Source organism: Christiangramia gaetbulicola (genome assembly GCF_003054225.1).
Taxonomy (GTDB): Bacteria; Bacteroidota; Bacteroidia; order Flavobacteriales; family Flavobacteriaceae; genus Christiangramia; species Christiangramia gaetbulicola.
The window spans coordinates 222,044-234,713 of record NZ_QBKQ01000003.1; the positions used below are offsets into that span (position 1 = coordinate 222,044).

General features: G+C 38.8%; 13 protein-coding genes. 3 read left to right on the plus strand and 10 right to left on the minus strand.

Features of this window, described 5'->3' with window-relative positions; genetic code table 11:
- Positions 1–116 precede the first annotated feature (116 nt).
- Complete coding sequence (locus C8P64_RS12500) at positions 117–515, minus strand: DUF1573 domain-containing protein (protein WP_108172422.1); 399 nt, start codon at positions 513–515, stop codon at positions 117–119.
- Positions 516–648: 133 nt separating this feature from the next.
- On the opposite strand from C8P64_RS12500, the gene C8P64_RS12505 reads away from it, so the two are divergent.
- Entirely contained in the window at positions 649–3,279 is a 2,631-nt protein-coding gene (locus tag C8P64_RS12505) for a valine--tRNA ligase (protein WP_108172423.1), read from the plus strand.
- A gap of 66 nt (positions 3,280–3,345) precedes the next feature.
- On the opposite strand, the gene C8P64_RS12510 is transcribed toward C8P64_RS12505, so the two are convergent.
- The 6 genes from C8P64_RS12510 to rsfS form a co-directional block, all read right to left on the minus strand.
- Positions 3,346–3,621, minus strand: coding sequence for an acyl-CoA-binding protein (locus tag C8P64_RS12510; RefSeq protein ID WP_108172424.1), 276 nt, complete (start codon positions 3,619–3,621; stop codon positions 3,346–3,348).
- 6 nt (positions 3,622–3,627) lie between these two features.
- A complete protein-coding gene (locus tag C8P64_RS12515) occupies positions 3,628–4,284 on the minus strand; it encodes a phosphatidylserine decarboxylase family protein (RefSeq protein WP_108172425.1) in 657 nt (218 codons plus the stop codon).
- Positions 4,274–5,077 carry a phosphatidate cytidylyltransferase gene (locus C8P64_RS12520; RefSeq protein ID WP_108172426.1) on the minus strand — a complete coding sequence of 268 codons (804 nt, stop codon included), beginning with the start codon at positions 5,075–5,077 and terminating at the stop codon, positions 4,274–4,276. The genes C8P64_RS12515 and C8P64_RS12520 overlap by 11 nt, the downstream gene beginning before the upstream one ends.
- A gap of 3 nt (positions 5,078–5,080) precedes the next feature.
- Complete coding sequence (locus C8P64_RS12525; RefSeq protein ID WP_108172427.1) at positions 5,081–5,692, minus strand: LUD domain-containing protein; 612 nt, start codon at positions 5,690–5,692, stop codon at positions 5,081–5,083.
- 97 nt (positions 5,693–5,789) lie between these two features.
- Entirely contained in the window at positions 5,790–7,850 is a 2,061-nt protein-coding gene (ftsH, locus tag C8P64_RS12530) for an ATP-dependent zinc metalloprotease FtsH (protein WP_108172428.1), read from the minus strand.
- A 23-nt stretch (positions 7,851–7,873) separates the two neighbouring features.
- Positions 7,874–8,245, minus strand: coding sequence for a ribosome silencing factor (rsfS, locus tag C8P64_RS12535; protein ID WP_108172429.1), 372 nt, complete (start codon positions 8,243–8,245; stop codon positions 7,874–7,876).
- A 92-nt stretch (positions 8,246–8,337) separates the two neighbouring features.
- Here rsfS and C8P64_RS12540 point away from each other — a divergent pair, with 92 nt between their 5' ends.
- The gene (locus C8P64_RS12540; RefSeq protein WP_108172430.1) at positions 8,338–9,069 is read left to right on the plus strand and encodes a biotin--[acetyl-CoA-carboxylase] ligase; all 732 of its coding nucleotides are present in this window, start codon (positions 8,338–8,340) and stop codon (positions 9,067–9,069) included.
- Positions 9,070–9,114: 45 nt separating this feature from the next.
- On the opposite strand, the gene C8P64_RS12545 is transcribed toward C8P64_RS12540, so the two are convergent.
- Both C8P64_RS12545 and pyrE read right to left on the minus strand, forming a co-directional pair.
- A complete protein-coding gene (locus C8P64_RS12545) occupies positions 9,115–9,507 on the minus strand; it encodes an SRPBCC family protein (RefSeq protein ID WP_108172955.1) in 393 nt (130 codons plus the stop codon).
- 2 nt (positions 9,508–9,509) lie between these two features.
- Complete coding sequence (gene pyrE, locus C8P64_RS12550) at positions 9,510–10,151, minus strand: orotate phosphoribosyltransferase (protein WP_108172431.1); 642 nt, start codon at positions 10,149–10,151, stop codon at positions 9,510–9,512.
- An 8-nt stretch (positions 10,152–10,159) separates the two neighbouring features.
- Here pyrE and C8P64_RS12555 point away from each other — a divergent pair, with 8 nt between their 5' ends.
- Positions 10,160–10,783, plus strand: a complete 624-nt coding sequence (locus C8P64_RS12555) for an NUDIX hydrolase (RefSeq protein WP_108172432.1) — start codon at positions 10,160–10,162, stop codon at positions 10,781–10,783.
- Here the strand turns inward: C8P64_RS12555 and C8P64_RS12560 are convergent.
- Positions 10,751–12,502 carry a M14 family metallopeptidase gene (locus tag C8P64_RS12560; protein WP_108172433.1) on the minus strand — a complete coding sequence of 584 codons (1,752 nt, stop codon included), beginning with the start codon at positions 12,500–12,502 and terminating at the stop codon, positions 10,751–10,753. The two genes, C8P64_RS12555 and C8P64_RS12560, sit on opposite strands and share 33 nt — an antisense overlap.
- Positions 12,503–12,670 lie beyond the last annotated feature (168 nt).

Consider the following 12,670-nt stretch of genomic DNA (forward strand, 5'->3'; position numbering starts at 1 on the left):
TTTTGTTTTTAAGCAGGTTAGATTAATAAATTCATATTATTCCAGTTGTAATATGATAATAGGCATAAAAAAAGCCTTCCAATATGGAAGGCTCTAATATTTAAGGTCATTAAAAATTAACTTTCGGTTTTCTCACTGTCAGTATCAATGACAGCACCTTTAATTTTCAATGCTTTTACTGGTTCGTCTGAATTTGAATAAACAGTTACGGTCTTTCTTATTGGTCCAACTCTTTTAGTGTCATACTTCACCTGGATCTCACCAGTTTCGCCCGGCATAATTGGAGCATCTGGTTTTTTAGGTACGGTACAACCGCAGCTGGATTTTACATCTTCGATAACTAAAGGAGCATCTCCAATGTTTTTTACTTCAAAGACTCTAAGGCCATCACTGCCTTTTTTAATTTCACCATAATCAATAGTTTCTGATTTAAATTCCATCTTAGCGACTTTCTGAGCCTGAGCCACAGATACGGCTGCAAAGATAAAAATGGCTATTGCGATTAGTTTTTTCATATTTTAAAAATTTAGCGGAATAGTAAAGATAAGCTGAATTAATTCAATTCTCAAAATTTATATCAATTCAGCAGCTTTCATAATCCTTCATTAATAATTACTTTTGCCATTATTTCAAAAATCAGACCAAGAAATGGCAATTGCTTCACAATACAATGCGAAAAAAGTAGAGGATAAGTGGTATGACTACTGGATGAAAAACAACTATTTTCATTCTGAAGTTGATGAGAGAGAGCCTTATACCATTGTGATCCCTCCACCAAACGTGACCGGTGTTCTGCATATGGGACATATGCTTAATAATACCATTCAGGATGTTCTGGTTAGACGTGCGCGTTTAAAAGGATACAATGCCTGTTGGGTACCTGGAACAGACCATGCTTCTATTGCTACAGAGGCAAAGGTGGTTGCCAAACTTAAGGCAGAAGGAATTGAAAAGAACGACCTAAGTCGTGACGAATTTCTACAGCATGCGTGGGACTGGACCCATAAACATGGAGGTATCATCCTGCAGCAATTAAAGAAACTTGGAGCTTCCTGTGATTGGGAACGTACTAAGTTCACCATGGATAAGGAAATGTCTGAATCTGTGATCAAGGTATTCGTAGACCTTTACGAAAAAGGACTGGTATATCGTGGTTACCGGATGGTAAACTGGGATCCCCAGGCCAAGACCACGCTTTCAGACGAAGAAGTGAATTATGAAGAAAGAAATGGTAAGCTTTACTATTTAAAATATAAAATAGACGGCAGTGATGAATATCTAACTATTGCCACTACCAGGCCGGAGACGATTTTAGGGGATACTGCTATTTGTATAAATCCTAACGACGAAAGATTCGAGCATCTGAAGGGTAAGAAGGCTATTGTGCCAATTTGCAACCGAACCATTCCTATTATTGAAGATGAGTATGTAGATATGGAATTCGGGACGGGATGTTTAAAGGTAACTCCGGCTCACGATGAGAACGATAAGAATCTTGGAGATAAACATAATCTGGATGTGATCGATATCTTTAATGATGATGCGACCTTGAACGAATATGGTTTGCATTATGAAGGTAAAGATCGCTTTGTAGTTAGAGCTGAAATCGTTGAAGAACTGGAGTTATCTGGTTTCCTTGATAAAGTTGAAGATCATGTAAATAAAGTTGGAACCAGCGAGCGTACTGGTGCGGTAATAGAGCCAAAGCTAAGTGACCAGTGGTTCCTAAAGATGAAAGAAATGGCTCAGCCAGCTTTGGATGCAGTGGTTGGAGATGAGATAAATCTTGTGCCTGATAAATTCCTGAATACTTACCGTCACTGGATGGAGAATGTTCGTGACTGGAATATTTCCCGTCAATTGTGGTGGGGACACCAGATTCCGGCCTATTATTATGGCTCAGGCAAAAATGACTTTGTAGTAGCTGAAACTGCCGAAGCAGCCCTGGAAAAGGCCAGGAAAGCAACCGGTAATAATGATTTGAGAGCTGCGAACCTTACTCAGGATAAGGATGCTTTAGATACCTGGTTCTCTTCTTGGTTATGGCCAATGAGCGTATTTAATGGAATCCTTGAGCCTGAAAATAAGGAAATACAATACTATTATCCTACCAACGATCTTGTAACGGCACCAGAGATCTTATTCTTCTGGGTTGCAAGGATGATCATGGCAGGTTATGAATATAGAGGAGAAAGACCATTTAAAAATGTTTATCTAACCGGGATTGTAAGGGATAAGCAAAGACGAAAAATGTCGAAATCTCTTGGTAATTCACCAGACCCGCTTGGTTTGATCGAGCAATACGGTGCAGATGGAGTAAGAGTAGGGATGCTTTTAAGTTCACCTGCCGGAAACGACCTTATGTTCGATGAGGATCTCTGTAAGCAGGGTAGTGCCTTTACCAATAAGATTTGGAATGCCTTCCGTTTAGTAAAAGGATGGGAGATTTCAGAAGAGATCGACCAACCCGAAACTGCCAGAATGGCTATCGACTGGTATAGATCCAAATTTCAGAAAACAATAGAGGAGATCGAAGATCATTATTCAAAATACAGAATTAGTGATGCATTGATGTCTACTTATAAACTTGTTTGGGATGATTACTGTAGCTGGTTCCTGGAAATGGTGAAGCCGGCTTATGGTGAGCCTATGGACGCAAAGACATTTAAAGAAATTATTGCGATCCTTGAGGATAACCTGAAAATCCTTCATCCTTTTCTGCCATTTGTGACCGAAGAGATCTGGCAGGAAATTACCGAGCGTTCTCCGGAAGAAGCATTGATCGTTGCAAAATGGCCTGAACAGAAGAATTTCGATGAAAAGATAATTAGGGAATTTGCCCATGCAGCAGAAGTGATTGCCGGGGTTAGAAAGATCAGAAAGGATAAGAATATTTCCTTTAAGAACGAAATAGATCTGAGTATTCTGAATAATGAGAATACATCTAAGACCTTTGATTCGGTGATCGCCAAAATGGGTAATATTGGCAATATGGAATATGTAGATAGCTCTGTAGACGGTGCTCTTTCTTTTAGAGTTAGGTCTAACGAATACTTTATTCCTATTGTTGGTGCAATAGATGTTGAAGCTGAGAAAGCAAAGATCCAGGAAGAACTTACTTATACTGAAGGTTTCCTGAAATCTGTAGACAAGAAGCTTTCTAACGAAAGATTTGTGAACAATGCCCCAGAGAAAGTGGTGGAAATAGAAAAAACAAAGAAGGCCGATGCTGAAGCCAGAATAGAAGCTTTAAAGGCTAGTCTGAAAAGCCTGGGCTAGGATCTTAGATCTTTTAGAAACAAAAAAGAGGACTAAATGTCCTCTTTTTTTATTTGAAATATTTTTTTAATCCTTTATTTCCCCAATATGCTCTTCAACCAGGTCTATGTAGCGCTTTTGGGCTTCTTTCTTGCTTAAATCCTTAACCTGAACCAGTGCATTGATCTTGAAAGCATTTCGAAGATCTCCCTGGTCTGTTGGCGGGATATAAAATCCGTTCTTCTCGGTAGCTCTCTTGTAAAGAGCGTAAAAGTGTAAAAGCACATCTGGCGGGAACTGCTTACTGGTGCTGCTCGCCATATCATAGGCTTTTAGAAATTTTGAATTTTCTTGTGCCATCATAAATAATTATGAGGCGACATCAGCGATCACACTAACGCCTCCTTTTACTTTTTGGTTAATCTCAACATTCACTTTTGTTCCCAGGGGAACAAATACATCTACACGGCTACCAAATTTTATAAATCCACTGTCACTTCCCTGAACTACCTCAGTATCAACTTCAGCGTAATTTACGATTCTTTTGGCCAAGGCGCCAGCTATCTGGCGATACATGATCTCTCCTGCGACTTCATTCTTAACCACCACCGTAGTTCTTTCATTTTCTTCGCTGGACTTTGGATGCCATGCGACCAGGAATTTCCCGGGGTGATATTTGCTAAATGTCACCTTACCACCCACAGGATGGCGTGTTACATGCACATTTATTGGTGACATAAAGATTGAAATTTGCAGTCTCTTATCTTTAAAATATTCTTTTTCGTAAACCTCTTCGATCACTACTACTTTTCCATCTACAGGAGCGACGATATGATTATTGTTATGCTTCGTTTCTCTTTTTGGATTTCTGAAAAACTGAATGATCAAAAGAAAAAATACGATAGATACAGCAAAAATAGCAAACTTTACCCAGTAAGTATTTATCAGACTGTAGGTTACGATGTTTATTGCGATCAAAATGAGCGCAGTGATCGTCATTATTTTGTATCCTTCTTTATGAAACATAATTTAATATATATAAATAGGCATAAACAAACGGGCTTGCAAAGATAATACTATCTAACCTATCAAACAATCCGCCGTGTCCCGGCATCAGTTTCCCGCTGTCTTTAACTCCTGCCTGTCGTTTGAATTTAGATTGAATAAGGTCCCCAAGTGTTCCGAAAATACTTAGAATAATAGCCATTCCCAGCCAGGACCACATGGTTAAGAAGTTGGTGTAATACCATATCCCATAACTCATTAGAACGCTAAATACCAGTCCGCCAACAAAACCTTCAATAGTTTTGTTCGGGGATATTTTTTCATAGAGCTTGGTTTTTCCAAAATTCTTGCCAATTAGATAAGCAAAAGTATCATTAGTCCAGATCAGGAAAAATATTCCAATTACCAGTTTCGGGATAAAAACGCCTTCTATGGTTGGTATGAGCGTTAGAAAAATGGTTGAGGATATTAAATAGAATATGATTATGATATACTTTTTCTTCTCGAAGACGGGGATCTTTTTTATCACAATAAGATCCTTGACTAGAAAAAGGTTTACAAAGATCGTAATGAATAATAATAGTATTGTGGCATCCTGATTAAACTTCAGGAAGCTGAAAAGATAGAAAAGAAGAGCTTGCAAAAGATAAAGCGCGTAGCTTTTTAATCTTAGCAGTTTCTGCATCTCAACAAGACAAACAAGGCTTAGAAGATAGAATAGTACAATAAAAATAACTTCGGAAGACAGAATTGAAGCGACCAATATGGATATATACAACAATCCTGAAATAGCACGAATAATGGTTTCCCTCATAAATTACAGATCTTCCAGCAGAAGCAAATATAGGTTTTTTGTACTACTTCCATAACTCATGAAATCACCCTCTTTTTGAGTTTCAAAATTTTTGATCGTGGTGATATTGGAAGGAATTTGCTGTCTGTTCTTGAATTTAATTCCTCTTAGGCCTTCGCCAATATTGTCTATCAGCTGGCTTGTAGAGGATAAAATAATGAAGTTCGAAGGAAGTTCGTGAAGTTTTCTTTCTTTGATCTGGTTTGAGGAAATTAAAATAGAGCCATCATTGGCTACGAGAAATTCACAGGTAGATAAATAAAATTCAGCGTCTGCCGATTTATTAAAATCCAGGTTGAAACCTTTAAATTTACTTTTTAATTTTTCATCGAAACAACAACATTGTTTCTCATACCAGTCATTTTCCAACAAGATATTGTCGAAAGCTTCCTGAATTTCAGCTTCATCTACACAGTATAAGAATTTACCGCCGTTATTTTTAAAATTGAGCATAAAACGCTCGTCGGTAGGTAGTTTAACCTCCGGCATATATTTCCCCCGGTCAGCTTTCTCAGGGACATCCTGATCCTGATCTGCTTTCGCCTTGGGATTAAGAAACCTTTTGAATAGATTCATAGGGTTTTGGGTGTGATTCTAACTGTCATTTTATCAAAGTTAAAAAATCTGAAATTAACTAATGTTCAATTTCAGATTTTTTACTTCAACTTCTACACTACTTATTAACCGAATCGTTTTCGGTTAATTCTCCTTCTTCGTCAGTATCTTTTCCTTTAGATGCCTTGGATTCCTGGCCGTTTTCGTCCTCTTTGTGGAGTTTGTTCTTCTCCTTAACAGGTCTTCCTTCAGCTTTTTCTTTTTCGAAAGGTCTTTTTCCGAAGATCTTTTCAAGGTCATCTTTGAATATTACCTCCTTGTCCAGAAGAATTTCAGCCAGCTGGGTAAGTTTATCTTTGTTATGCTCTAATAGATCGAGAGCTCTTCTATATTGTTCTTCAATAAGATTAGAGATCTCTTTGTCGATCAATTCTGAAGTTTTTTCACTGTATGGTTTGGTGAAATTATATTCACTTTGTCCCGAAGAATCGTAATAAGTAAGGTTTCCTACCGCATCGTTAAGACCATAAATGGTAACCATAGCTCTGGCTTGCTTTGTAACCTTTTCAAGGTCACTAAGGGCTCCTGTAGAGATCTTATTGAATATTACTTTCTCTGCAGCACGACCACCAAGCGCAGCACACATTTCGTCCAGCATCTGCTCTGGTCTAACGATCAATCTTTCTTCTGGAAGATACCATGCAGCTCCAAGAGACTGTCCACGTGGTACGATAGTAACTTTTACCAGCGGTGCGGCATGCTCCAGCATCCAGCTTACGGTTGCGTGACCTGCCTCGTGAAATGCGATGGCTTTCTTTTCAGAAGGAGTAATGATCTTGTTCTTTTTTTCAAGTCCACCAACAATTCTATCAACGGCATCAAGGAAATCCTGTTTTCCAACCGCTTTATTTCCTTTTCTTGCAGCGATAAGCGCGGCTTCGTTACAAACATTGGCAATATCTGCTCCAGAGAATCCTGGTGTTTGTTTAGCAAGGAATTCAGTATCTAACTCATCTGCTACCTTCTTTAAAGGAGCCAAATGAACTTCAAATATTTCTTTTCTTTCGTTAAGATCTGGAAGATCTACATAGATCTGCCTGTCAAAACGTCCAGCTCTCATCAAGGCTTTATCCAGTACGTCTGCACGGTTAGTTGCAGCGATCACAATTACATTTGTGTTCGTTCCAAAACCATCCATTTCTGTTAATAACTGGTTTAGCGTATTTTCACGTTCATCATTAGAACCTGAGAAATTGCTTTTACCTCTAGCTCTACCAATAGCATCGATCTCATCGATGAAAATGATGGAAGGGGATTTTTCTTTTGCCTGTTTAAATAGGTCACGTACTCTGGAAGCACCAACTCCAACAAACATTTCCACGAAATCTGATCCTGATAATGAGAAGAAAGGAACTTTGGCTTCTCCAGCAACGGCTTTCGCTAATAAGGTTTTACCTGTTCCAGGAGGTCCTACTAAAAGGGCTCCTTTAGGGATCTTACCACCAAGGGCGGTATATTTTTCAGGTTGTTTCAGGAAGTCTACGATCTCCTGTACCTCTTCTTTGGCTCCTTCCAGGCCGGCAACATCTTTAAAAGATGTTTTAACATCGGTATTCTGGTCAAATAGTTTCGCTTTGGATTTACCTATATTGAAGATCTGTCCTCCTGCGCCACCTCCGGCACCAGAGCTCATTTTTCTCATGATAAAGATCCAAACTCCAATGATAAGAATGAAGGGAAGTAAAGCCCAGAAAAGATCGCCTAAAACATCACTCGAAGTGTCATAGGATACTTCAGTAGTAAGGTTATTCTCTTCTTTGATTTCCTGGATGTCATCTTCAAAATTCTGAAGATCACCAAACTGGAAGCTATAAGTAGGAGTTTCACCGGTTGGTAGAAATTCCTGGTCTATATTTTTCCTATGTATATCTTTCTGCTTGGCTTCTTCGGTAAGAAAAACCCTGGCAACATTACGGTTGATGATCTCAACTTTCTTCACATCACCATTACGAAGATATTCCTTGAATTCAGCAGGATTTGTTTTGGCAGGTTCAGAAAAACCTCCATCACCAAACAAATTCAGGCCTAAAAATATTATAATGATCGCAGCATAAATCCAGTAGGCACTAAATTTGGGCTTTTTGGGATCTAATTTTTTCTTTGGTTTTTGATTCGCCATTCTGTCTTTCTAATGATTTGGATTTAATAACTTGTTTCTATGGAAGTGATCTTTGCATCACCCCATAGGCTCTCAATATCGTAAAATTCCCTGATATGCTTCTGGAATACGTGAACAACAACGTTTACGTAGTCCATAAGCACCCATTCTGCATTTTCACTACCCTCGATATGCCAGGGTTTGTCTTTCAGGCTTTTACTAACTGTTTTTTGTATGGAATTGACTATGGCGTTAACCTGTGTATTGGAAGTACCATTGCAGATTATAAAATAATCGCAAACTGTGTTTTCTATTTCTCTAAGGTCCAGGATATCAATATCATTACCTTTAACTTCCTCTATCCCTTTTATAATTTGTGCAATAAGTTGATCGCTGTTTTTTTCCTTTTTCGACATTAAATTAATTTATTTACGCAAATTTATCATTTTTTGCTCTTTTAAAGAGATTGTTTGCAGAAGATTTAACGCCTTATCTCTTATACTTTTATATGCGTATAATCAAAGTTAATGCCATTGATAGTACTAATTCCTTTGTTCGTAAATTTTACGAGGGAGGTAAAGATTTTGAACCTGTTTGCGTAAGAGCGGTTACCCAGACCGCCGGTAGAGGTCAGCGCGGGTCTGATTGGCTCAGCAAAGCAGGGGAGAACCTAACTTTCAGCATACTGTATCCTCAGAAAAAATTAAATATTTCCAGACATTTCCTGTTAAGTGCTACCGTTGCTCTGGCTGTTTTGGAAGGATTACAAGGGCTGAATATATCAGACCTGAAGGTGAAATGGCCTAACGACATTCTGTCAGCAAAAAAGAAGATCGGTGGCATCCTGATCGAAAATATCGTAAAAACCGAAGGGATAGTAGCCAGCGTGATCGGGATTGGGCTCAATGTAAATCAAACAGATTTTGAAGGATTACCCCAAGCGGGTTCCCTGAAAAGTATAACCGGCCAGAATTATAATATTGATGACATTCTGGAAAATCTCATCTTGAAAATTGAAACAAAACTGAAGGAGTTACCTTACAGGAATAGCACTGAGATCCTGGAAGAATATGCTAAGAACATGTTCCGTCTTAATGTTGTTTCCGCATTTCTATCTAAAGAGGGAGATAAATTTAATGGGATTATTAGGGGAGTTACTACTGAAGGTAAATTGAACCTGGAAATAGAGGACGCCGTATTTAAAACTTATGACCTTAAGGAGATTCAGTTACTTTATTAAATAAAAAAGCCGGGAATTTCCGGCTTTGAACTAAATGGTAAAAAATTAAAGTTTACCAATATTTTCGGTAAGGGCAGTGATGAATTTCTTCAATGGTCCTTTGATCATCATGCTCATCATGGGGTTAAAGTTTCCTTCAAAATCCATGTCCACTTCGCTTTTGCCTGCTCCGGCGTCAGCGATATGAGTGTTCAGTTTAAAAGGGAATTTATCTGAAGTTGATCCAAGAACTACTAATTCCGGCTCTTTGGTCTCAACAATTTTCAATCTAATTTCAGGCATTCCTTTAAGTTGAAAAAGAAAAGAGTCTTCAGAAATGACTTCGAACTTTTCTTTACTGCTAGGCATTATCTGCTCATAGTTTTCAACATTGGTCAAAAACGTATATAATTCCTGCTGGTCCTTTTCGGCGGTTACCTTTGGGCTTTCTAATTTCATATTTACGGTTTCCAGTTGGCAGGATCTTCTCTCCATTTGCGGAGTATCGCTGCTTCTTCTGTATTGATATAATTTGTGTTCTGTGCTGTCTCGATCAGGTTTTCGTAGTCGCTAAGAGTATGAAGTTCTACCTCAAGATCTTTGAAGTTTTCTACCGAGGTATCAAAACCATAGGTAAAGATGGCGAACATGCCTTTAACATTGGCGCCGGCCTCTTTTAAAGCTTTCACCGCATTAAGGCTGCTGTTTCCGGTACTAATAAGATCTTCGATGACCACTACGGTCTGACCTTCTTCCAGATTACCTTCGATCTGGTTTTGTCTGCCATGACCTTTTGGCTCAGGTCTAACATAGGCAAATGGAAGGCTTAAATATTCGGCTACGAGCATACCAATTCCTATGGCACCCGTTGCCACTGCTGCGATCACATCTGGTTTCCCATATTTTTCCTCGATCTGTCTGGCGAAATTCTCCCTCACGTAATTTCTTATCACAGGATATGACAGAATGATCCTGTTATCACAGTATATCGGAGACTTCCAACCGCTGGCCCAGGTAAAAGGTTGTTGTGGTTCTAATTTTATTGCTTTAATTTGCAACAAAAGCTCAGCAGTCTTTTTTGCTGTTTCTTTATTCAAAATCATAGCTGCAAATGTATAAAGTTTTTGTGAATGATATTCCCATAATCGTTTCCACGCAGAAAGAAATTGGGGAAAAATATACATCTTTCCCGTTAAAGACAGTTCGTCTTAAAAAAGTTATCAAGAAGATCCTTAATGGAGAATTAATGTACGTAAATCTCTACCATGCAGATGAGACTAAACTTTTAAAGCTCCTGCTGAAAAAGATGAAAGTGGTAACTGCAGCTGGTGGAATGGTGGTAAATGATAAGGAAGAGATCTTATTTATCTACAGGAACCACCGCTGGGACCTGCCAAAAGGGAAGACCGAGAAGAACGAAAGTATCGAGGATTCAGCTATAAGAGAGGTAGAAGAGGAGACAGGAGTTCAGGATCTTGAGATCAAACGTTTTATCACCAGGACCTACCATGTTTTCAAAAGAAAAGGAAAATTAAAGCTTAAAGAGACCTACTGGTATGAAATGTACACCGAATATGATGGTGATCTCGTTCCAGAATTGAGTGAAGGTATCAAAAAGGCAAAATGGAAGAATTTTGAGAAAAGCCAGAAAGCTCTCAAAAAGTCCTATGCTAATATTAAAATGCTATTTCCAGAAAAATACTTAGCGGGGAAGTCTGAAGACCGGGTAGCGTAGATGCGCCTCCTCGTAGTTCTCAGATCTTTTATGCAACCAATCTAATTGTGCATACCAGCTATTTCTGAAATCGGAATCCTGGCGTTTCTTTTCGTCGAATTCTTTCTTTAATTCCGGGTTGTTTTCAAGCATTTCTTTAGCTTCATCTTCAAATACGTAAGGAGAAAATCCTTCTTTTTGCTGAAGTACGGTGTCAAAGAAATTCCAGTTAAAGAAGGAATCTACTGCAGATGGCTCCAGGGTTTCAATTAAATATCTTGCTCCATCCTGAAAAGTGGTAATTAAATGATCTCCTTTTCTGAATTTTACTTTTTCAGAGGTTTTGGTAACCTGGGTGTTCTTATGCACATAATGCCCTTCGTACGCCGTTTCTGAAGTTTCATATTCCTCAATCTTATAGACTTCAACTTCAATAAGAGTATCTCTTTCCAGAGGTTCCATTTTAATGTTGTTCATTTTCAGACGGTTCACCACCTGCCACCAACCCTGCGGGATGATATAGGCACGTGGAATCTCTATCTCCTGAGAAACTTTATAATTGTCGAAATAGTCTATTTCTTCAGTAAAAGGTTTGTCGCGTTTGTATTTTAATCGTTGCTGCCCGGTAACCTCACTGGTAATATTTTCGTTCTCATAACCTTTGAATTCTCTCTTTGTTGGATTCTCTTCATCCACCTCGAATTTCAGGTTATAGCTTCTATCTGTAAGATATTTTCGCCTGGCCTGGTTTCTAAGGTCTTTGATAACCGAGCTTTCGGCATCGGTAATTTTTATCATGGATTTCATTAGCTCATAGGTTCCCATAACGCGTTTATCATAAGGCTTTAGCATATGGGTTTCCACCATCATGCCCAGCGTGTTCCAAAGGGTAGTATAACCTGTAGAGTACCTTGGAGTATCCATAAATTGGGAGAAGCCATCTTCTGGCACTTCATTAAAGACATTTACATATGGCGTGATATCCCAATCCTTAGCTTTAAGCGAATCTTCGAGGGCGGGCATCATTTTCTTCTGAACATAAGCTCCCAGGTTGCCACCTAGTTTATCGTGCTGTGTAAATAAATGGGTCAGGGTATATTGATAATCTGCTCCATTACTTACGTGATTGTCAATAAAAACATCGGGATTCAGATAATGAAAAATTTCGTAGAACGTCTGTGCATTTTTGGTATCAGCCTTTATAAAGTCACGATTGAGATCATAGTTACGGGCATTCCCACGGAAGCCGTATTCTTTAGGTCCATTCTGGTTTGTTCTGCTGGTGGAATTTCTATTAAGTGCCCCTCCAGCATTATAAATAGGGATGGTAGCGATAATGGTGTTTTTTGGAGAAGAGATCGAGTCGCCGGCAATATCCCTGAAAAGCATCATCGTTGCATCTATACCATCGCTCTCACCAGGATGAATACCGTTATTGATAAGCATTACGCTGTGGGATTTGCGCAGTTTTTCCAGGTCCTGTTCACCGCTTTTATTCAGGATCACCAGGTGCAGAGGAAGACCGCTATCGGTTTCTCCGAATTCCTGAATAGTGACACTCGGGTAGGCATCTGACAATTGCTGATAAAAACCAATGACCTCTGCATAAGTGCCTGTTTCGGTTCCGCCAGATTTTTCAAAACGGGTTTCGAAATCGTAATCCTTAACAAGCCTGTATTTTGAGAAATCACATGAGGAAAGGCTGATCATGATCCCCAATACCAACCACAGTTTTTTCATAAATTTTTCTAAAAATCTAGCCGTAAACTTAACTAAAAAGTCTGAAAGCAGCCAAAAACGATTGGCTTATCTCTGGACTCAACGATAGTTAAACCGGGCTAAGTCGCTTTATTAATACCTAAATAGTCATTCAATCCCCTATTTTTTGGTTAAAATTGCGGCATAAAT

Excerpts from the sequence above, each read along its gene's own strand:
- C8P64_RS12500 (WP_108172422.1), bottom strand. The coding sequence starts at position 515 with ATGAAAAAACTAATCGCAATAGCCATTTTTATCTTTGCAGCCGTATCT.
- C8P64_RS12505 (WP_108172423.1), top strand. The coding sequence starts at position 649 with ATGGCAATTGCTTCACAATACAATGCGAAAAAAGTAGAGGATAAGTGG.
- C8P64_RS12510 (WP_108172424.1), bottom strand. The coding sequence starts at position 3,621 with ATGATGGCACAAGAAAATTCAAAATTTCTAAAAGCCTATGATATGGCG.
- C8P64_RS12515 (WP_108172425.1), bottom strand. The coding sequence starts at position 4,284 with ATGTTTCATAAAGAAGGATACAAAATAATGACGATCACTGCGCTCATT.
- C8P64_RS12520 (WP_108172426.1), bottom strand. The coding sequence starts at position 5,077 with ATGAGGGAAACCATTATTCGTGCTATTTCAGGATTGTTGTATATATCC.
- C8P64_RS12525 (WP_108172427.1), bottom strand. The coding sequence starts at position 5,692 with ATGAATCTATTCAAAAGGTTTCTTAATCCCAAGGCGAAAGCAGATCAG.
- ftsH (WP_108172428.1), bottom strand. The coding sequence starts at position 7,850 with ATGGCGAATCAAAAACCAAAGAAAAAATTAGATCCCAAAAAGCCCAAA.
- rsfS (WP_108172429.1), bottom strand. The coding sequence starts at position 8,245 with ATGTCGAAAAAGGAAAAAAACAGCGATCAACTTATTGCACAAATTATA.
- C8P64_RS12540 (WP_108172430.1), top strand. The coding sequence starts at position 8,338 with ATGCGTATAATCAAAGTTAATGCCATTGATAGTACTAATTCCTTTGTT.
- C8P64_RS12545 (WP_108172955.1), bottom strand. The coding sequence starts at position 9,507 with ATGAAATTAGAAAGCCCAAAGGTAACCGCCGAAAAGGACCAGCAGGAA.
- pyrE (WP_108172431.1), bottom strand. The coding sequence starts at position 10,151 with ATGATTTTGAATAAAGAAACAGCAAAAAAGACTGCTGAGCTTTTGTTG.
- C8P64_RS12555 (WP_108172432.1), top strand. The coding sequence starts at position 10,160 with ATGTATAAAGTTTTTGTGAATGATATTCCCATAATCGTTTCCACGCAG.
- C8P64_RS12560 (WP_108172433.1), bottom strand. The coding sequence starts at position 12,502 with ATGAAAAAACTGTGGTTGGTATTGGGGATCATGATCAGCCTTTCCTCA.